This is a genomic window from Corynebacterium sp. (genome assembly GCF_030538285.1).
Taxonomy (GTDB): Bacteria; Actinomycetota; Actinomycetes; order Mycobacteriales; family Mycobacteriaceae; genus Corynebacterium.
Genome location: NZ_JAUNUG010000007.1, coordinates 64,959 through 85,494, shown reverse-complemented (window position 1 = coordinate 85,494; position 20,536 = coordinate 64,959). Strand labels below are relative to the sequence as shown.

The window sequence follows — 20,536 nt, the reverse complement described above, 5'->3', positions numbered from 1 at the left end:
CGATCCTCATGCTGGCTCTCTCATCCCGGCTACGCACCCCAGATCCGGAAGGGCCACTTTGTGGCGCCGGCGCGAGGACGTGCTGGCGTATTTCGATGTTGGGGCGTCCAACGGGCCGGTGGAGGCGATCGATGGTCGGCTTGAGCACCTGCGTGGCATCGCGCTGGGGTTCCGAAATCTGGACCACTACATCTTGCGGTCCTTGATCCACTCCGGCCAGCTACAGGCCAGGATCAACGCACTCTGAATCCGGAAAAGCCCACAAACGACGATGGCTGTCCGGGGTGTTGGGTGTGCTTCCACACGTGCTCATCCACCCCAGGATGCGCACCCCGTCCAGATGGGAGGGGTTGTCGTAAGCGAGCTGTCGGCAGGCGTCCACGGCGACGTGGTTGACCAATTCCCAGCCCAAGGCCGAGGCCTTGGCGGTGGCGGCCACGCTCATCCGGTCGCCCGCAAAGCCTTGAAGGGTCCAGCGAGTGTCCCGGTGGGTGAGCTTGGCCCATCATTGGCGCAGTTCAGGGAAGCTTGGAAGATCTTCCTGCTGCAGACTGGATTGCTACAGGTCAAGCGGGGAACGCGGACGTGCAGGCGGGTGGGAAACCCCACGAAAGGCAGGTCAACCAGTCGGCGAACAGTGTGAGCACGCAGCTTGCCGGGCTGGGCGCAGTCGGGGCAGTGATCCTCCACAGCGACCGGGGTGGCGTCGATGATGGTAAGGGTTCCGGCGTCGGCGGCACCGGTAATCGTCAGTCCGATTTCCGCGGTTCGGCAGATAGTAGAGTCCTGTTTCGTTCAGATGGAGGCGTCGTAACTCTCATCTTGTACCGGCCAGGACCCCTACATATTGTGCCACACCGAACGGGGCTTGCGGTCAGCTACGCACTCTAAAACCGGAAGAGCCAGTAAAGTAGCACGCTGAGAGAGGCTCAGTAATGTACCGTCTCTAACCTTCACAGACCTTAGCGCCAAAGCCCTTTAGTGTCAATAATCTTTTTTCCTTTAATGGAGGTTGCTGGGACAGACTTGAATTCATCGTGGTCTACTAGAACAACCAAGATGTCCGCGGCTTCAATTGCCTTGTTGTAGTCGGCCAAGACAACATTCTCAAAAGAACTGAGCACATCCGGAAGCTGTTCAATGTTAGGCTCCACGGCCAGAACTTCCACCTCTGGGAATCGCTCGGCCATCTCTACGGCGATGTCCAGGGATGGGGACTCTCGCAGGTCGTCAATGTTGGCCTTGAAAGCGAGTCCGAGGGCTGCGACTTTCTTTGGCTTGTTAGCTTCGATTGCAGCCGCGACCCTATCCACGACCCACTCGGGTTTGCCATCGTTAACAATGCGGGCGAGGTGGATGAGGCGCGCCTTTTCCGGCGCAGCAGAAACGATAAACCAGGGGTCTACCGCGATGCAGTGGCCGCCTACGCCTGGGCCGGGTTGCAGGATGTTGACACGAGGGTGGTGGTTTGCCAACTCGATCAATTCCCAGACATCAATCCCCAGGTCGTCACAGATGAGGGAAAGCTCATTGGCGAAAGCGATGTTTACATCGCGGAATGAGTTTTCAGTGAGCTTTGCCAGCTCGGCAGTTCGGTCATTAGTTCCAAGTAGTTCGCCGACACAGAAGACTCCGTAGACCTCCTGGGCTCGCCGTGTGGCTTCCTCCGTCATACCGCCGATAATCCGGTCGTTGCTGACGAGCTCTTCCATTGCGTTACCAGGAAGGATTCTTTCAGGGCAGTGCGCGAAGTAGATGACGGGCTTGCCGTGTGGATTGTCGGCACCGTCAGCAACGAGATCTGTCCGGAGTTCCAGGATCCTTCGTGCCATCTTCTCGGTGGTGAGGGGAGGTGAGGTTGATTCGAGGACGATGAGTTCATTGCCGCGCAGCTGAGGAGCAATTGCTTCAGCTGCCGAGTAGATGAACTTCATGTCCACATCATGGGATTCTGTGAACGGGGTAGGAACGGCGACGATGTAAGAATCGGCTTCCGGCATCTCCGTCGTAGCACTGAAATTGCCGTTTGCAATGGCCGCTTTAAGCTGATCCTCAAGTCCCGGCTCGACTATCGTCACTTCGCCGCGATTTATCTTTTCAACCTTTTCCGGTGCGACATCTACTCCGACGACCTTAAGTCCATGATTGGCCATAACAACGGCAGTCGGCAGGCCGATGTAACCCAGTCCTACGAACGCGACACTTCCAGCGGGCACTGGTTCTCCTTAATATCTGAAACTGAATCGGGCCGGGTTGAACGGAAAAACCTGCGAAAAGATACGATTACGCTCGTCCCGTGGATCTTCTCATAACATTACCAGCCCCCGGCGCCCTAGCATCGCCCGGGAACGGTATAAGCTTCTGGCGGCTGAGTTCTTACTCATCGGTGTGATTTCTGTGCCAGTCGCCCCGATAGGTTAGGGATCAAATGGAATTCTGATGCCCTTTCCTAAAAATCCCAGTCGTCGTCCGTCGTCTCCTCGGCAGTGCCGATGACGTAGGAGGAGCCGGAGCCGGAGAAGAAGTCGTGGTTCTCGTTGGCGGAGGGGTCCAGTGAGGTCATCACACCGGCGTTGAAGCGGCAGAGGTCCGGCGGGAAAATACCTTCGAAGCCGAGGTTGTTCATGGCTTTGTTGGCGTTGTAGCGCAGGAAGGACTTGACGTCCTCGGTCCACCCGATCGGATCGTAGATGTCCTGGGTGTAATGGGCTTCGTTGTCGTAGAGGTCAAGAAGCATCTCCAGGGCAAAGTCCTTGTCAGCGGCGTTCTCCTCTTCCGAGAGGTGCTTAGCGGCCTGCTGGAACTTGTAGCCGATGTAGTAGCCGTGAACGGCCTCGTCACGGATGATCAGGCGGATGATGTCCGCAGCGTTGGTGATCTTGCCCATCGAAGCGAAACGCAGTGGCAGGTAGAAACCGGAGTAGAAGAGGAAGGACTCCAGCATGACGGAGGCGATCTTCTTCCGCTGCGGGGAGCCTGTCTGGTACTGCTCGATGATGGTGCGGCCCTTGTACTGGAGGTTCTCGTTCTCACGGGACCAGCGGAAGGCGGCATCGATTTCCGGGGTGTCGGCCAGCGTCATGAAGATGTTGGAGTAGCTCTTGGCGTGCACCGACTCCATGAAGGAGATGTTGGTGTACACAGCTTCCTCGTGCGGGGTGACGGCATCCGGGAGGATGGACACGGCGCCCACCGTGCCCTGCATGGTGTCGAGGAAGGTCAGACCGGTGAACACCCGCATGGTGGCCAGCTGCTCTTCGGCGGTCATATTGCGCCACGACGGAATGTCGTTGGACACGGGGACCTTCTCCGGCAGCCAGAAGTTCGAGGTCAGGCGGTTCCAGATATCCAGGTCGGTCTGGTCCGGAATGCGGTTCCAGTCGATGGAATCAAGGACGTGGCCGACCTCGTAGTGGACAGGGGTGCTGATCGTCTTATGAGTGCTCACGTTCTCCCACCGGGACTCGCACCCGGATACTGGAAGGGACCAGCGTGTTGCCTGCTTCAACATGGGAAATCCCCTGTTGAATGATCCGGGCCGGGGTTGCCCTTCGACAGCTCAGCCTAGTGACTCCGCCTCGTTTTCGCGAGGTGGCCCCTCGCGTGCTGCCGGGTAGGGTGGCAACAAAGTCGACCCGAAGGAGTGGAACCGTGCACGTCCGCCAGCGAAAGCGCCTTTATCGGCGCTCACGCCCCGTCACCGTCGCGTTGCTTGTGCTGCTGGTGGTCGCTGTGGGGTTCCTGGCCAGCATGGTGTGGTTTCTGCTGCCGCCGACGAAGCAGGCGTCATCCTCCGATGCAGTGGTGGTACTCGGCGGGGCCTCCGATGGTCGGCATGAGCTCGGCGCGGAGTTCATCGACGACGGGCTGGCGGATTCTTTCGTCGTTGCCGTTCCCCGGGGATCAGCCGACCGGGTCGGGTGGGCCTATTGCCATGGGGAGCACACGGGGGAGGCTGACACCTGGTGCCTGGATCCCCGGCCGTCGACGACGGCGGGGGAGGCGTTGGGCGTCGAGAAGCTCGCGGCGGAGCAGTCCTGGGATTCGGTGACGGTGGTGACCAGTCGGCCGCACACCCGGCGCACGCAGATGGTCTTTGACCGCTGCACCGACCTGGACGTCACCGTGGCGCACATCGACAACGTGCGGTGGAGATATGTTCCCCGTGACATGGCCCGGGAGACCCTCGGGGCGCTGAAGTTCTGGGTGCGGGATCCCTGCCAGGTTTAGAGGTAGTGCCCGTCTCCGAAGGGGTCGAGGATGACGTCGGCGATGGTGCCGATGTCGTCGATGACCCTTGTTGGGCGGTAGGGGTAGCGGTCGATGGCGGCGTCATCGGAGATGCCGGAACGCACGAGAATGGTGCGCATGCCGGCCTCCATGCCGGTCTTGATGTCGGTGTCCATGCGGTCACCGATCATCACGGTGTGTTCGGAGTGCGCGCCCATGGTGTTCAGCGCCGAGCGCAGCATCATCGGGTTCGGTTTGCCCACGTAGTAGGGCTCCATGCCGGTGGCTGCGGTGATCAACGCCGCGACGGACCCGGTCGCCGGGAGGATGCCCTGCGGGGCGGGTCCGGTGACATCCGGGTTGGTGCAGATGAACCGAGCCCCGCCGAGGATGAGGTTGATGGCTGTGGTGATGGCCTCGAAGGAGTAGGTGCGGGTTTCACCCAGGACGACGAACTCGGGTGCGGAATCCGTGAGGATCCAGCCTTTCGCATGGAGCGCGGTGGTCAGACCGGATTCGCCGACGACGTAGGCGGTGCCCTCCGCACGCTGGTTGGCCAGAAAATGAGCGGTGGCGGTCGCCGAGGTCCAGATTCGCTCGGCGGGGATGCGCAGACCCGAGGAGGCGAGGCGGGCGGAAAGATCTCTGGGGGTGTGGATGGAGTTGTTGGTGAGCACCATGAACTCGATGTCATGCTCGTGCAGGGCGTGGAGGAACCGGTCGGCGCCGGGGATCATTTCACCCTCGCGGATGAGGACACCGTCCATGTCGGTGAGGTAGCTGATGCTGCTGACAGTCATGGCTGCCATTGTGGCTGCTGCGGGGCGAGACTGCGCGTCGAGAAGCAGTCGGTGACTACTGGGCGCCGTTCGCGGCGACGTGCTCAGCCAGTTCCCCGACGGTGGAAATCCGGAACACAGTTTCGTCGTCCAGTCGAACGCCAAACGTATCCTCGATGCGCACGGCAATCTCGATCATCGCGAGGGAGGAGACCCCCAGATCCGTCAGCCGGGCATCCGGGGTGAGGGTCTCGGCCTCGATGCCGGAGGCCTCCTCGATGATCTGGGCGAGTTCTGGCGCGGGGGAAGTCATGGCACCGATCCTAGTGGGCAGCGACGCGGTCGGTAGTCTCGAAGTATGGATTTCGCCCTGCATGACATTCCGAACCTCGCGCGCAGCTGGGTGATGCGACTGTCACCGGGAGGTCGCCGCCGCCTCGCCCTGGAACTCGGCGAACTGCACTCCGGAGCGCGCGAGCCCGGCCTGACCGCCATTGACAAGGTGGGCACGGTGGACAATGAGGGCATCCTCGTCCACTGGTACGAGTACGGCAAAGTCCGCGCCTACGATTCCTCGGTGACCATCGTGTTCGTTCACGGCTTCACCCTCGCGGCCGAATCCTTCTTTCTGCAGGTCAATCACCTGCGTGAGCGGTGGCCGTCCGCCCGGCTGCTGCTTCTCGACGTCCGCGGGCACGGACAGACCGGCAAAGTCGACCCGGCGCTGTGCACCGTCGAGGGCGCAGCCGACGACACCCTCGCGGTCATCCGCGCCCGCGGGGTGGAGGGGCCCATCATCCTCGTGGGCCATTCCCTCGGTGGCCTGGTGGCACTCAACCTGGTGCGCCGCTGCCCGCCGGAGTTGCGCGGCAACATCGCCGGCATCATCCTGGTCGCCACCTCCATTGAGGCGCTGTCCGACCAGGGCCTGCCGCAGATCCTCGCCTCACCGGTGGCCGATCAGGTTTACAACGCAGTGGAAAGTTCCCCGCAGGAGGCCCGCAAGTTCAAGGAACAGGCGGCCATGATCCTCGCTCCCGCCCTCGCAGTCACTGTGTTTCACCGCAAGACCGACTACGACCTCATTGAGTTCCACGCCGCCATGATCCACGAAACCCCGCTGGAGACTTTCGTCGGCTACTTCGAGGACCTTCAGGAACATGATGAGCTGGCGGCCGGGGACCATCTGCAGGGTATTCCCGGTTACGTCATCGCCGGGGAAAACGACGATGTCACCCCGCTGTCGCAGGCTGAGCGTCTCATTGAGGTGTGGCCCGACGCGTGGTTGCAGATCGCCCAGAATGCCGGGCACATGGTGCCACTCGAGGCGCCCGAGGTGCTCAACGCCGCGATCGACCGGTTGATGATCCGCACGCTGGACTCCCGTTAGACTGTGGGGCGTGACTGCTCTGGATCTGGTGAAGGATTGGCCCGTCGACACGTTTGCTGCGGCGGTGATCAACGGAGACGACATCGATCGCGTCGGTGACCTGGGAAAAGTCTTCGACCTCATGAGCGTGACCAAGCCACTCTCCGCCTACGGCTTCCTCATGGCCTGGGAGGAGGGCATCTTCGAGCTGGACACCCCGCTTGGCCCGGATGGGTCCACCGTCCGGCACCTGCTGGCGCACGCCAGCGGAGTCGGCTTCCGGGAAGGCGACCGCATTCGTGGAGTGGGGGAGCGTCGCATCTACTCCAACTACGGTTTCGAGATCCTCGCTGACGCGGTCTCCGCGGCCGCCGGCATGTCATTCGCCGAGTACCTGCAGGCAGGCATCCTCGAACCGCTGGGTATGAAATGGACCCGTCTGCTCGGCTCCGCCGGCTGGGAGGCAGAGGGGACGGCCCACGATTTCATCACCTTCCTCCTCGAGCTCATGAACCCCACCCTGTTGCACCCTTCGACCATGGCGGAAGCCACCACCGTGCAGTTCCCCGAACTCAACGGCATTGTCCCCGGCTACGGCATGATGAAGCCCTGTCCCTGGGGACTGGGTTTTGAGATCAAGGGGGAGAAGGGCCCCCACTGGTTGGGCCCCAGCATGCCGGCGGGCACCTTCGGCCACTTCGGGCAGTCGGGAACGTATCTGTGGGTCGCGCCGGACACCGGTCGCGCCATGGTGGCACTCACCGACCGGCCCTTCGGTGACTGGGCCAAGCCTCTGTGGGCCGAGACCAACGAGGCGATCTGGGCAGAGGTGGAAAGCTGAGATGCATGTTGCCTGTGTGGCGGGTGTGATTTTCGCGGGCGCGGCTGACATTCGACGGGGAATATGGAATAGTGCCCCGTATGTCTCGATTCTTCGCGCGTACCCTCGTAGTCTCCGCCAGCCTCGCTGTAGGCCTCGGAGCATTCGCCCCAGCCGCTTCCGCTGACGCAGTCGACGATCTGCTCAACCGCATTCCGGCAGGCCAGATCTCCTGTGAGCAGGCCCGCAACTACTGGACCAACGAAACCGACTACAACAACAAGCGTGCCCAGGGGCAGGCCGTTGCAGCCTTCCACCCGCGTGGCGCGGAGATCCGTGACGCCCTCGCCCGGGTGGATGAGGCCGCCAATCGCTGTGGCCTCAAGGGCGGCGGTGCGGCCCCGTCGCAGCCTGCTCCGCAGCGTCCGGCGCCCTCTCAGCCCGCGCCGGCTCCGGCCCAGCCGGTCATCCCGGTGCTGGTTGTGCCGGGTACCCCTTCCATCGAGGTTCCGGTCCCGGGTGTTGGCACCGTGGCTCTGCCGGACCTGGTTCGCATCGTGTCGGAGTTCCTTGCCCAGTTCACCCCCGCGAACGGGTCCTCTCTCCCGCGCTAAGTCAAGGTCTGGTCTAAATCTCCCGTACCTCGGCGTCGAAGCCGTGGTGGCGGGAGATTTTTGTCAGTTCCTTCGCCAGGTCCCGGAGATTGCCCGCCGGCCCGTACACCACTTGGCGGCAGCCAACGTAGATCCCGGCATCTGGTCCGGCGGTGCGATGCCAGGAGGTGAACCAGTTCGCGGTGAGCGGGTCAAGGCCCGGGGCCAGCGGGGCGTAGCCATCCGGCACATGGTCGACGAGGAGCGACTCAATCCGGGGGCGCAGGGCGCGGGGCATGCCGGAAATATGTAAGACGGCAACGTGGGCGGAGCCGGTCACCGCTAGTGGAGGGGCTGTCACGTCAAGGTCATCCCAGGGATCGAGGTCCGAGGAATCGGCGGCGCCCAACCAGCGCTGGAGTGCAGGTGCAAGGATGGTCATGTCGAAGATCCTTCGGCAGATTCAACCGCCGTGAAGGCGGTAAGACGAGGTTCGTCTTCCCCAACGGCCTCGGCTTGCACTGCCGTCGAGTGTCCACCCCGTGCGCCCCACCCGCAACTCTAAACCCCCACTATAACCCCCGTTGTCTCAACCTAAAGTGGAGATTTATTCTCAGCTCCCGAACATCCGGTTCCATAGTGAGTTCGGGCTCGGCGCTGCCCGGGTGATCACCTTGACGGTGCAGGCGCGGACCACACCCGCCAGCACCACGCGCGGGGCCTGCGGGTGCGGCTGGGTCGTCTCGATGTTGATCGTGCACAGGGTGTCGCGCAGGCGGTTCTCCACGAACACCCCCGGCGGGACGATGATCTCAATGGTGGACATGGTCGCATTGATCTCGAAGGTGCACACCGGGGCCGCGGCCTGCGCCTGCCGCAGGTCAAGCTTCACCGTGGAGGCGTTGAGCTTGAAAGTGGAGTGCTCCGGCACGGTCCACTGGCCGACGCGCTTGACCTCACCCATCGTCGACACCACAGGCTGATTCGGCATGGTGAACGGCTGGTGCTGACCGGGCTGCGCCATCGGCACCGGGGTGTTCGGGAGCGGCATCGGCTGGTACCCGAGGTACTGCGCCCGGATGCGGTCGAGCACGGAGCGATCCCTCGTCGACCACACCACATCACACAGCCGGTCGAATTCCTCCACCCCCAGGCGTCCCGTCCCCACCAGGCGGGTCAGATCGGCCTGCAGTTCTTCTCGGTCTTCATCGCGCGGCATCACGGGAACCACGATACCGGGGGGATGAAGGGGGCGTCGATAAGCGAAAGGCCCTGCCGAAGCAGGGCCTTGACGGTTGTTCAACTACACAGCCGTCGGATCATCCAGCTGGTAGCGCTCAGCAGCCTCCTGGGCCACGGAGATGTCGATCTTGCCCTCACGGGCCAGGCCCATGAGCACGGCGACGACCACCGACTCGGCGTCAATGTTGAAGAAGCGGCGCGCGGCCGGGCGGGTGTCGGAGAAACCGAAGCCATCAGCACCGAGCACGATGTACTCGCCCGGGACGTAGGCGCGGATCTGCTCCTGCAGGTCAGTGGCGAAATCGGACACGGCGACGAAGGTGCCGCCCTCGACCTGCTTGAGCTGTTTGGTGGCGAAAGCCTCCTCAATATCCGCGGCCGGGTTGCGCAGCTGTTCCTTGTTCTTCGCCGCACCCTCGCGGGCCAGCTCGACCCAGGAGGTGACAGAGAAGACATTGGCCTTCACGTCATACTCCTCAGCCAGCATCTGCTGCGCCTTCAGCGCCCACTGCATGCCCACACCGGAAGCCAGGATGGAGGCCTCGAGCTCGTCGCCGACCTCCAGCTCCTCGGCGCGGGAGAACAGGTACATGCCCTTGTGCAGGCCCTCGACGTCGAGGTCCTCCGGCTCGGCCGGCTGCGGCACCGGCTCGTTGTACACGGTGAGGTAGTAGATGACATTCTCACCACGGTCCGGGCCGTACATGCGGTCAATGCCCTCGTGCAGTAGGTGGGCGATCTCGTAGGCGAAGGCTGGGTCGTAGGAGACGACACCCGGGTTCGTCGACGCCAGGATCTGGGAGTGACCATCCATGTGCTGCAGGCCTTCACCCGTCAGGGTGGTGCGGCCGGCGGTGGCACCGATGAGGAAACCACGGCACATCTGGTCGGCGGCGGCCCAGATACCGTCGCCGGTGCGCTGGAAACCGAACATCGAGTAGAAGATGTACAGCGGGACCATCGCCTCGCCGTGAGTGGCGTAGGAGGAACCGGCGGCCATGAAGGATGCGACGGAACCGGCCTCATTGATGCCCTCGTGAAGGATCTGACCGTCGGTGGACTCCCGGTAGGAGAGCATGAGGTCATGGTCGACCGGCACGTAGTTCTGGCCGTGCGGGTTGTAGATCTTCAGGGTCGGGAACCAGGAGTCGAGGCCGAAGGTACGGGCCTCATCCGGGATGATCGGCACGACGCGGCGGCCCAGCTCCTTGTCGCGCATGAGCTCCTTGAACGCACGCACGAGCGCCATGGTGGAGGCGACCTCCTGCTTGCCGGAACCCTTGCGCACGCTGCGCAGCTTGTCGATGTCCGGCACCTGCAGCGGCGTGTAATCCTGACGACGCTCCGGCACATAACCGCCCAACTCCGCGCGACGCTCCTTCATGTACTTAATCTCCGGGGCATCATCACCCGGGTGGTAGTACGGCGGGAGGTACGGATCAGCCTCGAGGACCTCATCCGGAATCGGGATGGACTGCTTATCGCGGAAGGCCTTGAGGTCCTCTGCCGCCAGCTTCTTCATCTGGTGGGTGGCATTGCGGCCCTCGAAGTTGTGGCCCAGGCCGTAGCCCTTGATGGTGAACGCCAGGATGACGGTCGGGCGGTCCTTGGTCTCCAGGGCACGCTGGTAGGCGGCGTAGACCTTGCGGTAATCGTGGCCACCGCGCGGCAGGGCCCAGATCTCCTCGTCGGTCATGTCCTCGACGAGCTTCTTCGTGCGCTCATCGCGGCCGAAGAAATGCTCGCGGACATAGGCGCCGTCGTTGGCCTTGAAGGTCTGGTAGTCACCGTCCGGGGTGGTGTTCATGACGTTGACCAGCGCACCCTCCTCGTCCTTCTCCAGCAGGGCGTCCCACTCGCGGCCCCAGATCACCTTGATCACGGACCAACCGGCGCCGCGGAAGAAGGACTCCAGCTCCTGGATGATCTGGGTGTTGCCGCGCACCGGGCCGTCGAGGCGCTGCAGGTTGCAGTTGACCACAAACGTCAGGTTGTCCAGGTTGTTCAGGGCCGCGTGCTGGATGAGGCCACGGGACTCCGGCTCATCCATCTCACCGTCACCGAGGAAAGCCCACACATGCTGCTCAGAGGTGTCCTTGATGCCGCGGTCGTGGAGGTAACGGTTGAAACGGGCCTGGTATATCGCGTCCATCGGGCCGAGACCCATGGAGACGGTCGGGAACTCCCAGAACTCCGGCATGCCGTGCGGGTGCGGGTAGGAGGGGATGCCACCCTGCGGGCGGGAGACTTCCTGGCGGAAACCATCGAGGTCATCCTCGCTCAGGCGTCCCTCAAGGAAAGCGCGGGCGTAGATGCCGGGGGAGGCGTGCCCCTGGAAGAAGATGTGGTCGCCGCCGCCCGGGTGGTCCTTGCCCTTCCAGAAGTGGTTGAAACCGACCTCATACAGCGGGGCGGCGGAAGCGTAGGTGGAGATGTGGCCACCCACCCCGATACCCGGACGCTGCGCGCGGTGCACCATCATCGCCGCATTCCAGCGCATCCAACGGCGGTAACGCTTCTCGATCTCCTCATCACCCGGGAATTCCGGCTCCATGTTCGTCGGAATGGTGTTGACGAAGTCAGTGGAAGTCAGGTTCGGCAGCGGAACGCGCTTGAGGGTGGCACGCTCCAGCATGCGCAGCATGAGGTAACGCGCGCGGGCCGGATCCTTCTCGGCGAGCAGCCCGTCGAGGGAATCCATCCACTCCTGGGTTTCCTCCGGATCCGTGTCGTTGAGGTAAGACGCGACCCCGTCGCGGATCGCGGGATAGTGGGAGTTGGCCTTGCCGCCGTTCGCGTTCAGGTCATCTGCCATGGTGAGCCTCCGTGTTTGTGATGGTGAGGTGGAGAATGGGGCCCGCCGGGGAAGGTGTTCCGGACGGGCCCGAATGGTGGTTTCCAGGATACGTGTTTTCTTTGGCCAAGGTTCATTGGGCGAGTTGCAAATTTTGCGAAGGAAAACTTCCACTTATCGACGCCCCCTTCCCCCTCCTTCCAGCCAGTGCACTGGTCCGCACCGCGCGGTTTGTGAAGTCGCCTCCTGTGGATTGGCCCGACAACGTTTGTTGAAAGCAGGAAAAACCGCCAGACACCTTGTATCCTGCCTAGCAGTAACCGTATAAGGCTGATCCCATACGGGGATCGGCCGCGAACAAGGAGGAATAACGCAGTGGTGGACGCTCCGGGCGTTGTGAAGAAGAACGCCCAGGACTACGCACAGATCCTCGGCGTGGAGTCGGGGATGATCGTCCAGGAAGTCGGATGGGACGAGGATTGTGACTCGGCCATCTCGGAGGCCGTCGAGGACGCCATCGGGGAAGAGCTTCTCGACGAAGACACCGATGAACTCTGCGACGTCGTCCTGTTGTGGTGGCGCGAGGAAGACGGCGACCTGGTGGACGGGCTCGTCGACTCGCTGCGCCCCCTCGCCGAGAACGGTCGCATCTGGCTGCTGACCCCCGGCGCCGGCAAGCAGGGAACCATTGCCCCCGGTGAGATCTCCGAGTCCGCGCAGCTGGCCGGCTTGGTGCAGACCACGGCCACCCGCCTGGGCGCCTGGCAGGGCAACTGCCTCGAGGCCCGCGGCCAGAAGTAGGGGGCTGCGTTCGGGCCCCACGGGGCCCGTGGTAGTCTGTTCTGACCCAGCGCTCTTAGCTCAGCTGGAAGAGCAATTGGTTTACACCCAATAGGTCGGCGGTTCGAGCCCGTCAGAGCGCACCACTAAACGAGCAGGTCTTCCCCAGGGTGGGGCAGGCCTGCTCCTTCGTTGAGGGATAGTTCACGGGCGATAGTCCCCCAGGTCGCGGTTCGGGGCCGCCTAAATGACCTGCAAGCTACACCTGGTGAACTATCCGGAGTGGACTATCCCCCGCGAATTATCGCGGAGGCCAAGGACTCCCGGACCATCCCGATGAAGCGGGATTCTTTACCCACCATGGTGGCCAGGTCGGCATACTCAGCGTGAATGAGTGGGTAGCCGGCGTTGTGAATTCGCCGCTCCCGGCGGCGGTCTTTTTTCATCTGCTCAATCAGAGGGGTGCCAGTGGAGCCGTCGTATTTGATGTCGCCGTGGAGTTCGCAAACTGTCCGCTCATTAAGCAGCAGGTCTACGCGGTGATCTCCGTCGAGTACATCCACCTGCAGCTGCAGGGAGTGAAGCCCAGGAATGTCAGCGGCCAGGATCTGGGCTCGCCCCCAGGACTCCAGGGGGCTTTCGGAGCGGGGATCGGCGAGTTCAAAGGCCCGGCGCGCGGTGCGGATCCCCGGTGCCCGCTTCATCAACGCGAGTGCCTTCTCTACTTTTGCGGGGGTCACCTTCTCCAACGCGAGCGGGGGCATCGAAGGCGACGATGCCCTCCACCAGGCCGTGGAGGCGGGCGATGTCGATGACAGTGCGGTAGACGTTGGTGACGCGCAATCCGTTGAAGGTGTCCAGGTCAATGGGCCGCAGAACCCTCGCCCGGTAGTGAAACTTCGGGGGCCAGTCGTGGCGGGGACGGCGGGAATGCCGGGACGGAAGGTTGAGTTCGACGTCGTGGCCGGCGCCGATGACGGGGATCCCAAACACGCGGGCGGCGGAGCGCCCAACCAAGATTGCTTTCGAGGTGCTCATCGTGGCGGCCCGGATACGGCATTCGTCTTGTTGCCAGCGGGGGAGACCGCGCCAGCGCTCGGTGAGGATCGCGACCTCCGGGCTTAAAAAGTGTACTCGGGGCCCAAAAGTGCCAGTCGGAGTTGGTGATCTTTCAGCGGGACTGCGGCGGTATGGATGAGGGGAGCCTCGATCGCCCAGTCGCGCATCGGGGTAATGAAGGACAGGAGGGAAGGCGACATGCCCTCGAGTATCTGGGCTCTGCAGGCAATCCGCGTGGCCTCTCGTTCGAACCTGTGGATAACTCACTCGGCGTTCGAGGTTATCCACAAGTTGCGGACACTGCGCTTGACGCCTACTCCCCGTGACGCTCCCGGTGGAGGTGCCCGGCGATGCGTGCTTCGGCGGCGGTGTCCTCGGTGGCGAAGATGCGGGCCACCTCGTCGGCGTGCTCTTCGGGCACCCACACGTGGATGCCGTAGTCACCGGTAGGGACCCAGCGGTGGCCTTCCGGGGTGGCGTCTTCGAAGAGGTGCCGGACCACATCGGGGTCGGCCCATTCGCCCTCGACCGCGATATCCAGCTGCCGTGCCTCACCGCCGCAGAGGTAACTCATTTCGCCGACGGGGTTGTCGGCGAAATCAGGGCCGAAGTGGAGATCGCAGTGGACCTCGGCGAAGCGATCGGTGGTGCCGGCGGCGTCGGCGATCTGCCACAGTAGCTGCGCATAGGTGTCGTTGGATTCGACGCATTCGGCGTCGAAAACCATGGCGCGGGGGAACAGTGATCCGCCGTCTTCGTCGGAGAGGCGCAGTAGGGCGCTGAGATGCTCCAGCCGGAAACCCTGGGGGCCGTTGTAGAAGTTGAAGTCGATGTCGTCGACGGTGATTTCCCGGCGTGGGACGAACCCGAGAGCCTCCGCGTTGTCGAGGGCTAACAGCAGAATCTGGGCGGCCTCGCGGGGGTCGCAGCACAATTCTTCGGGCTCGGGGGTGCGCCAGCGGCGGGGGAGAGTGGTGCCGGCGGCGCGGGCATCGATGATGCGGTCGGCGCCGGTGCTGAAGAGTCGATTCCAGAAGCCCATGCTGTCTCCTGCGGGACATTCGTCGGGGTGGTTGCCCCTACACTAGTCAGAAGCGTTCGCGGTCGCGCTTGGCGAAGCGTTCGTAGTGGTCAGGGTGGGCGTCGCCGTAACGGGAGCGGGTGGGGGCGGCCTTTTCCACGGGGGCGTCGATAAGCTCCTGCGATTCATCCCGCACACGGCGACGCTCGCGCAGTTCCGCCCAGATGAAATACCCCAGGCCGAGGGGCGCCATGATGCCGAAGGCAATCCACTGGAAGCCGTAGGACAAGTGCGAGCCGCGGTCCAGCTTGGGCACCGGTATGGCGTTGAGCTCACCCGGTTCGCCTTCAGAGAGCTGAACGAAGTCGCGGGCCAGGTCGACCCCGACGACCTCACCAACTTGCTGCGTGTTGATGCCGTACACCTGGCGGTAACCCTGATCCTCCATGGGGGCGGTGCCCGGTTCGATCTCGTTGAGGCGGGCGTGGCCGTGGATGGTCAGCGGGCCGCTCGGCGCTTCGGTCATGTCGGGGATGTTGCCGTCAATGGGGACGGTGAAACCGCGGTTGACCAGGATCGTCTCACCCGAATCCAGGCGGAAGGGGGTCAGCGCGTGGAAGGCGGGGGAGGAGTCGACCGGGCGCATGCGCAGCAGGACCTCATCATCCGGGAGGTACTCGCCCTGGAGGGTGACACGCCGCCACTCATCATCCGGATCAACCTCACCGGCGGGTCCGAAAATCTCGGAGACCGGCACCGGATCAGCCCGGAAGGCGGCGTCGATCTGGTTGTTGCGGTGGACGATCGCGTCGTCCTTGCCCAGCTGCCAGGGCGCGAGGAACGTGAACGCCACGTAGGAGAAAGCGACGATAAGCAGGAACATGAACACCCAGCCGGGCTTGAGGAAGGTCTTGAGACCCTTCTTGCCCGAGCTGTGGTTGCTTCCGTACCGCTGCCTTGTCGTATCCATCGAAAGTTCAGTGTACAGGGCCTGTCTAGTTCGCCCGAGTGCCCACCTGCATGGCGTCGCGCACGAAGATCATCAGGCCGTCGACGGCGGCCTCGATCTGCTCCCGTGTCTCCACGAAACCTTCCGGCCCGCCGTAGTACGGGTCCGCGACGGACGCCTGCTCCGGGGCGGCCGGGTCGAAGCTACGCAGGAGGCGGATCTTGTCTTCCGGCACACCGCGGGCGATGAGCTCGGAGACATGCCCGGTGTCCAGGGCCACCAACAGGTCAGCGGCCATGTCCTCCGGGCCGAGCTGGGAGGCGATGTGGTCGGAGCCGTCGTGACCGGCGGCCCGCAGCTCCGCGATGGCGCGCCGATCAGCACCGTTGCCCACGTGCCAGCCACCGATGCCGCAGGAGGAGACGCGGATCTGGTCGTGGAGTCCGGCGGCCTCGACGGCGTCGTGAAAGATCACCTCAGCCATGGGGGAGCGGCAGATGTTGCCGGTGCAGACGAAATCGACGTGGTAGCGCTCATCCTCGTGCGGCGTGCCAGTCATGGACGATCCCTTCCAGTTCCTTCGGGGTATGTACGGTGTGAGCGGCGGTGGCCCACTCCTCAGGGGTTCCATAACCCCATGAGACGGCCACTGTAGCAATGCCGTGTTCGGCCGCCCCCTCGATGTCGTGGGAGCGGTCGCCGACCATGAGAATATCGTGCGTCTGCGCCGACCACCCGTTCGTGGAGAGAACGTAGTCAATGACTGCCGATTTGCCGCGCCGCGGTCCGTCCTCCTGGGCAGCGCCGAGGAAATCGATGAGCTCCATGAAGCCCTCGCGTTCCAAGATGAGGCGGGCGAAGCCCTCGCCCTTGGAGGTGGCGGTGGCGATGGTCAGGCCCTGCTGCTTCCAGCCACGCACCACGTCGAGCATCCCCGGGAAGCTCGTGGCGTTGGCCCAACCACCCTGGCGTGTGTACTCCAGGTAGATCTGCAGTCCCTCGTGCGCCTGCTCGGCGGTCATGCCGAGTGAGCGCAGTGTCACCTCCATCGGTGGGCCGGCGATGCGGGCCTGGAACTCCGCGTCCGGATGCGGCCAACCGAGCTCATCCAGGGTGTGCAGGAAACCACCCTGGATGCCGGGGAGGGAATCGATGAGGGTGCCGTCGACGTCGAGAAGAAGAATGCTCACGGCCCCCAATCTGCCACATCCGGGGCCGTCTACACTTGGGGGCCATGACTACCGTCGGTGATATCCGTTCCATTCTCGACACCGCCTACCCGCCCTCGCTCGCCGAGAGCTGGGACGCCGTCGGCCTCATCTGCGGCGACCCTTCCGATGAAGTGCACAAGGTGGCCTTTGCCCTCGACTGCACGCAGGCGGTCGCCGAGGAGGCCGTGCGGCTGGGCGCGCAGATGCTCGTCGTGCACCACCCGTTGCTCATGCGCGGGGTGACCTCCGTGGCGGCTGACACGCCGAAGGGCAAGGTCATCCACACCCTCATCCGCGGCGGGGTGGCCCTGTTCGCGGCGCACACGAACGCCGATTCCGCCCGCCCCGGCGTCAACGACCGCCTCGCGGAGCTTGTCGGAGTTGAACCCGGACGCCCGATCCTGCCGAAGACGGGCGGGGGCGTCGATAAGTGGGGTGTCCATGTCCCGCCCGCGGACGTCGATACCCTCAAGAAGGCGCTTTTCGACGCCGGCGCTGGCGAGATCGGCAACTACCGCGACTGCGCCTTCGACATCGAGGGCACTGGCCAGTTCACCCCCGTCGAAGGCGCGGATCCCACCGACGGGGAAATCGGCCAGACATATCGGGCCGCCGAGGTCCGCGTCGAGTTCGTCGCCCCCGCCCGTTTGCGGCGTCCGCTTATCGACGCCCTCCGTGCCGCCCACCCCTACGAAGAGCCGGCTTTCGACATCCTCGAGATGGCCGACACCTCCGACAAGGGTGAGGCCTGCGGACTGGGTCGCATCGGTGAGCTGCCCGAACCCATGACCTTGCGGGAATTCACCCAGCAGGTCGCGAACGCCCTGCCGGTCACCGAATGGGGTGTGCGCGCTGCCGGCGACCCGGATGCGAAGGTGCAGAAGGTGGCCGTCAGCTCCGGCTCCGGTGACAGCTTCCTCGACGCTGTCCGCGGCCTCGGCGTCGACGTGTATGTCACCTCCGACCTGCGCCATCACCCCGTCGACGAGTACCTCCGCGCCGGGGGACCACCTGTCATCGACACCGCCCACTGGGCCAGCGAATTCCCCTGGACGTCGCAGGCTGCTGAAATGGTGGGGGAGCAGGCGGGCGTCGATACGCATGTCATCGACCTGCGCACCGACCCCTGGACCCTGTCCGCCCACGCAAGCGAGTAGAAAGAACAGACATGAAACTCGACCCGATGCAGCAGGCCGTCCTGCTCGAACTGGCCAACACCGAACGCTCCCTCGACCTCGTGGGCGACCAGGCATTTATCACCCCGGAGCAGCAGGAACTGGAGAGGCTGACCAAGGAACAGCAGCGCATGCTCAACGCGTCCGCCGCCGCCCAGATGGCCGTCGACGACATGGAAGCCGAGATCCTCCGTATCCAGGAGGACGAGCGTAAGCTGCGCAAGCGCTCCGCCGACGACAAGGCCCAGCTCGCCGCCGAGACCGACCCGGATCGTCGCCGCGACCTGGAGCATGACCGCTACTCCGCCAAGTCGCGTATCGCCGACCTCATGGGCGAGCTCACCGAGTGCCACAACCAGATCCACGCCCTGCGCAACAACCGCGACAACCACGGCGCCAAGTGCGATGAGATCGCCCGCCAGCTCGAGGTGGCCAAGCGCGCCGCCGAGGCCGCCAACGAGGCCGCCGCAGCCGTGCAGGACCCCGAGGCGCATATCGCTGAGCTGCGTACCCAGCTGCCGGAGACCGTCCTCGCCGAGTACGACGCGCAGAAGAACGACTCCGATGTCGGTGCCGCCGACTTCAACGGCCGTACCTGCGGCGGCTGCTACATCGTGCTGTCCGGTCTCGACCAGCAGCGCATCAACCGCGCCCCCGCCGATGAGCTGCCCCAGTGCCCCGAGTGCGGGACCTACCTCATCCGGAAGCAGGTCTAGTGCCGGCATCCCATGAGCATGTGATCGTCTACGCCGACGGCGGTTCCCGGGGAAACCCGGGGGTCGCCGGTTCCGGCACCGTCGTCTACGCCGCCGACGGGCACACCGTCCTGCGCGACATTGTCTATGTGGTGGGCAAGAAGGCCACCAATAATGTCGCCGAATACCACGGCATGCTGCGCGGACTGGAAGCCGCCGCCGAGCTGGGGGCCCGCACCGTCGAGGTGTTCATGGACTCCAAGCTTGTCGTCGAGCAGATGAGTGGACGCTGGAAAATCAAGCACCCCGACATGCAGAAGCTCGCCCTGCAGGCGCGCCGGGTCATGGGCTCCTTCGACTCGGTCACCTTCACCTGGGTACCGCGCGCGCAGAACTCGGTGGCCGACGCCCTGTCCAACCAGGCGATGGATGCCGCGGCCGCGGGTGCGGAGCCCGGGATCGTCGGCGGGGATGACTCCGCGATCGTCGCCGCCGAGGGCGCCCAGACCGGCACTCCCGCCCACTGGACGGGTGCCACCTCCCAGCCCACGCGCTTTGTGCTGCTGCGTCACGGCCAGACCGCAATGTCCGCGGCCAAGCAGTACTCCGGCCGTTCCAACCCGCAGCTCACTGAGCTGGGCCTGCAGCAGGCGCAGGCGGCCGCACAGACTCTCGCGGCCCGGGGTGGCATTGACGCCATCGTCTCCTCCCCGCTCACCCGCTGCCGCCAAACCGCGCAGACGGTCGCCGAGGCCTTGCGCCTGGATGTCGAGGTTATCGACGATCTCATCGAGCAGGATTTCGGCGCCTGGGAGGGCAAGACCTTCGACGAGGCCCACGCTCTGGATCCGCAGCTGCATGACGAATGGCTCGCCGATCCCACGATCACCCCACCGCAAGGCGAGGGCCTGCAGAAGCTGCACAACCGGGTGCGCCGCGTACGCCGCGACCTGCAGCAGCGCTACCCGGGCCAGACTATCCTGGTGGTCAGCCACGTCTGGCCGATCAAGTCGTTTATGAGGCAGTCCCTCGACGCCGGTCCGCAGGTGGTCTCGCGGATGTTCCTCGATCTGGCCTCGCTGTCAGTGGTGGAATTCTTCGATGAATCCGCCCGCGTCGGTTCCAGCCTGCGACTGTTCAACGACACCTCCCACCTGCGCTCTTCCTCATAGGGCCGCGCCGGAGTAAGGTGAAGGTTCGCGAATGAGTCGGCCGGGTGATCGCGGCGCCCTCACCACCCCGTTGTCGGGGCAGGAGGGGGTCGAGGAAAGTCCGGACTCCACCGAGCACGGTGGTTGCTAACGGCAACCCGGGGCGACCCGCGGGCACGTGCAACAGAAAGTAGACCGCCCCGATTCGTCGGGGTAAGGGTGAAAGGGTGCGGTAAGAGCGCACCGGCGGGGCAGGTGACTGTCCCGGCCAGGTAAACCCCACCGGGAGCAAGGCATCATGGTCTGCCACGTCGCAGGCCGGATCGGACGTTCGAGGGCTGCTCGCCCGAGTCCGAAGGTAGCTGCTTGAGGCGGTCAGCGATGGCCTGCCCAGATGGATGATCACCGCCCTTTTCCAGGGCACAGAATCCGGCTTATAGGCCGGCTCATTCGCCCCTTGTTATCTCACGCAAGTGCTTTTCGACGACCGACCGCGCCGCCTGCAGATTCTCAATGGCCGTGCACACTCCCTGGCGCGCGCAGTACCGCTCCCAATCCCGGCGAATGAGTTCGGCCACCACCTGGTCCTGCGAGCGGCCGGATTCGAGGGCGGGCATCTCCAGCTGGGCCCGGTGGGTCTCTGAGAGCGTGATGTCCATGGGTGTCGA

Annotated in this window: 26 protein-coding genes, 1 tRNA gene and 1 other RNA gene; 11 read left to right on the top strand and 17 right to left on the bottom strand. The window is 64.1% G+C overall.

Annotated elements, in window-relative coordinates; all coding sequences use genetic code 11:
• On the top strand, positions 1–247 hold a 247-nt coding region (locus tag Q4G50_RS04095), incomplete at its 5' end, for a transposase (RefSeq protein WP_303376370.1).
• On the opposite strand, the gene Q4G50_RS04090 is transcribed toward Q4G50_RS04095, so the two are convergent.
• The 4 genes from Q4G50_RS04090 to nrdF all read right to left on the bottom strand — a co-directional run bounded on the left by Q4G50_RS04090 (position 221) and on the right by nrdF (position 3,448).
• Positions 221–445, bottom strand: coding sequence for a hypothetical protein (locus Q4G50_RS04090; protein WP_303376374.1), 225 nt, complete (start codon positions 443–445; stop codon positions 221–223). The genes Q4G50_RS04095 and Q4G50_RS04090 overlap by 27 nt on opposite strands.
• A complete protein-coding gene (locus tag Q4G50_RS04085; RefSeq protein WP_303376369.1) occupies positions 442–690 on the bottom strand; it encodes a transposase family protein in 249 nt (82 codons plus the stop codon). The genes Q4G50_RS04090 and Q4G50_RS04085 overlap by 4 nt, the downstream gene beginning before the upstream one ends.
• 272 nt (positions 691–962) lie before the next feature.
• Positions 963–2,216, bottom strand: a complete 1,254-nt coding sequence (gene wecC, locus Q4G50_RS04080; RefSeq protein WP_303376368.1) for a UDP-N-acetyl-D-mannosamine dehydrogenase — start codon at positions 2,214–2,216, stop codon at positions 963–965.
• 233 nt (positions 2,217–2,449) lie between these two features.
• The gene (gene nrdF / locus Q4G50_RS04075; protein ID WP_303376367.1) at positions 2,450–3,448 is read right to left on the bottom strand and encodes a class 1b ribonucleoside-diphosphate reductase subunit beta; all 999 of its coding nucleotides are present in this window, start codon (positions 3,446–3,448) and stop codon (positions 2,450–2,452) included.
• 203 nt (positions 3,449–3,651) lie between these two features.
• Here nrdF and Q4G50_RS04070 point away from each other — a divergent pair, with 203 nt between their 5' ends.
• Positions 3,652–4,230 carry a YdcF family protein gene (locus Q4G50_RS04070; RefSeq protein WP_303376366.1) on the top strand — a complete coding sequence of 193 codons (579 nt, stop codon included), beginning with the start codon at positions 3,652–3,654 and terminating at the stop codon, positions 4,228–4,230.
• Here Q4G50_RS04070 and Q4G50_RS04065 read toward each other — a convergent pair.
• Positions 4,227–5,030 carry an HAD-IIA family hydrolase gene (locus Q4G50_RS04065; protein WP_303376365.1) on the bottom strand — a complete coding sequence of 268 codons (804 nt, stop codon included), beginning with the start codon at positions 5,028–5,030 and terminating at the stop codon, positions 4,227–4,229. The genes Q4G50_RS04070 and Q4G50_RS04065 overlap by 4 nt on opposite strands.
• 55 nt (positions 5,031–5,085) lie before the next feature.
• Positions 5,086–5,322, bottom strand: a complete 237-nt coding sequence (locus Q4G50_RS04060; RefSeq protein WP_303376364.1) for an acyl carrier protein — start codon at positions 5,320–5,322, stop codon at positions 5,086–5,088.
• A gap of 45 nt (positions 5,323–5,367) precedes the next feature.
• Between Q4G50_RS04060 and Q4G50_RS04055 the strand changes: the two genes are divergently transcribed.
• The 3 genes from Q4G50_RS04055 to Q4G50_RS04045 all read left to right on the top strand — a co-directional run bounded on the left by Q4G50_RS04055 (position 5,368) and on the right by Q4G50_RS04045 (position 7,812).
• The gene (locus Q4G50_RS04055; protein WP_303376363.1) at positions 5,368–6,399 is read left to right on the top strand and encodes an alpha/beta fold hydrolase; all 1,032 of its coding nucleotides are present in this window, start codon (positions 5,368–5,370) and stop codon (positions 6,397–6,399) included.
• A 10-nt stretch (positions 6,400–6,409) separates the two neighbouring features.
• Positions 6,410–7,219: a serine hydrolase gene (locus Q4G50_RS04050; protein ID WP_303376362.1), complete on the top strand. Its 810-nt coding sequence runs from the start codon at positions 6,410–6,412 to the stop codon at positions 7,217–7,219.
• 80 nt (positions 7,220–7,299) lie between these two features.
• On the top strand, positions 7,300–7,812 hold the full coding sequence (locus tag Q4G50_RS04045) for a hypothetical protein (protein WP_303376361.1): 513 nt from the start codon (positions 7,300–7,302) through the stop codon (positions 7,810–7,812).
• A gap of 13 nt (positions 7,813–7,825) precedes the next feature.
• Here Q4G50_RS04045 and Q4G50_RS04040 read toward each other — a convergent pair whose 3' ends face one another.
• From Q4G50_RS04040 to aceE, 3 genes are all read right to left on the bottom strand, one after another.
• A complete protein-coding gene (locus tag Q4G50_RS04040) occupies positions 7,826–8,233 on the bottom strand; it encodes a hypothetical protein (RefSeq protein ID WP_303376360.1) in 408 nt (135 codons plus the stop codon).
• Between the two features lie 171 nt (positions 8,234–8,404).
• Entirely contained in the window at positions 8,405–9,010 is a 606-nt protein-coding gene (locus Q4G50_RS04035) for a DUF1707 domain-containing protein (protein ID WP_303376373.1), read from the bottom strand.
• 84 nt (positions 9,011–9,094) lie between these two features.
• A complete protein-coding gene (aceE, locus tag Q4G50_RS04030; protein ID WP_303376359.1) occupies positions 9,095–11,848 on the bottom strand; it encodes a pyruvate dehydrogenase (acetyl-transferring), homodimeric type in 2,754 nt (917 codons plus the stop codon).
• 354 nt (positions 11,849–12,202) lie between these two features.
• Between aceE and Q4G50_RS04025 the strand changes: the two genes are divergently transcribed.
• Positions 12,203–12,628: a DUF3052 domain-containing protein gene (locus Q4G50_RS04025; protein WP_303376358.1), complete on the top strand. Its 426-nt coding sequence runs from the start codon at positions 12,203–12,205 to the stop codon at positions 12,626–12,628.
• 49 nt (positions 12,629–12,677) lie between these two features.
• Positions 12,678–12,753: transfer RNA gene (locus Q4G50_RS04020), tRNA-Val, on the top strand.
• Positions 12,754–12,894: 141 nt separating this feature from the next.
• On the opposite strand, the gene Q4G50_RS04015 is transcribed toward Q4G50_RS04020, so the two are convergent.
• The 7 genes from Q4G50_RS04015 to Q4G50_RS03985 all read right to left on the bottom strand — a co-directional run bounded on the left by Q4G50_RS04015 (position 12,895) and on the right by Q4G50_RS03985 (position 16,826).
• Positions 12,895–13,311 (bottom strand): hypothetical protein, encoded by a 417-nt coding sequence (locus Q4G50_RS04015; RefSeq protein WP_303376357.1) that lies wholly within the window; start codon positions 13,309–13,311, stop codon positions 12,895–12,897.
• The gene (locus Q4G50_RS04010; protein ID WP_303376356.1) at positions 13,268–13,645 is read right to left on the bottom strand and encodes a hypothetical protein; all 378 of its coding nucleotides are present in this window, start codon (positions 13,643–13,645) and stop codon (positions 13,268–13,270) included. The genes Q4G50_RS04015 and Q4G50_RS04010 overlap by 44 nt, the downstream gene beginning before the upstream one ends.
• An 83-nt stretch (positions 13,646–13,728) precedes the next feature.
• On the bottom strand, positions 13,729–13,866 hold the full coding sequence (locus Q4G50_RS04005; protein WP_303376355.1) for a hypothetical protein: 138 nt from the start codon (positions 13,864–13,866) through the stop codon (positions 13,729–13,731).
• Between the two features lie 113 nt (positions 13,867–13,979).
• Positions 13,980–14,708: a hypothetical protein gene (locus Q4G50_RS04000; protein WP_303376354.1), complete on the bottom strand. Its 729-nt coding sequence runs from the start codon at positions 14,706–14,708 to the stop codon at positions 13,980–13,982.
• Between the two features lie 46 nt (positions 14,709–14,754).
• Positions 14,755–15,657 (bottom strand): SURF1 family protein, encoded by a 903-nt coding sequence (locus Q4G50_RS03995; RefSeq protein ID WP_303376353.1) that lies wholly within the window; start codon positions 15,655–15,657, stop codon positions 14,755–14,757.
• Between the two features lie 25 nt (positions 15,658–15,682).
• Positions 15,683–16,195, bottom strand: a complete 513-nt coding sequence (locus Q4G50_RS03990) for a low molecular weight protein-tyrosine-phosphatase (RefSeq protein WP_303376352.1) — start codon at positions 16,193–16,195, stop codon at positions 15,683–15,685.
• Positions 16,170–16,826 (bottom strand): HAD hydrolase-like protein, encoded by a 657-nt coding sequence (locus Q4G50_RS03985; protein WP_303376351.1) that lies wholly within the window; start codon positions 16,824–16,826, stop codon positions 16,170–16,172. The genes Q4G50_RS03990 and Q4G50_RS03985 overlap by 26 nt, the downstream gene beginning before the upstream one ends.
• A 44-nt stretch (positions 16,827–16,870) precedes the next feature.
• On the opposite strand from Q4G50_RS03985, the gene Q4G50_RS03980 reads away from it, so the two are divergent.
• The 4 genes from Q4G50_RS03980 (at position 16,871) to rnpB (ending at position 20,321) form a co-directional block, all read left to right on the top strand.
• Positions 16,871–18,004: a Nif3-like dinuclear metal center hexameric protein gene (locus Q4G50_RS03980; protein ID WP_303376350.1), complete on the top strand. Its 1,134-nt coding sequence runs from the start codon at positions 16,871–16,873 to the stop codon at positions 18,002–18,004.
• Positions 18,005–18,015: 11 nt separating this feature from the next.
• On the top strand, positions 18,016–18,738 hold the full coding sequence (locus Q4G50_RS03975; protein ID WP_303376349.1) for a zinc ribbon domain-containing protein: 723 nt from the start codon (positions 18,016–18,018) through the stop codon (positions 18,736–18,738).
• Positions 18,738–19,889: a bifunctional RNase H/acid phosphatase gene (locus Q4G50_RS03970; protein WP_303376348.1), complete on the top strand. Its 1,152-nt coding sequence runs from the start codon at positions 18,738–18,740 to the stop codon at positions 19,887–19,889. The genes Q4G50_RS03975 and Q4G50_RS03970 overlap by 1 nt, the downstream gene beginning before the upstream one ends.
• Positions 19,890–19,921: 32 nt before the next feature.
• Positions 19,922–20,321: RNase P RNA component class A (gene rnpB, locus Q4G50_RS03965), an RNA gene on the top strand.
• Here the strand turns inward: rnpB and Q4G50_RS03960 are convergent.
• Positions 20,315–20,527 (bottom strand): hypothetical protein, encoded by a 213-nt coding sequence (locus Q4G50_RS03960; protein ID WP_303376347.1) that lies wholly within the window; start codon positions 20,525–20,527, stop codon positions 20,315–20,317. The genes rnpB and Q4G50_RS03960 overlap by 7 nt on opposite strands.
• Positions 20,528–20,536: the final 9 nt, after the last annotated feature.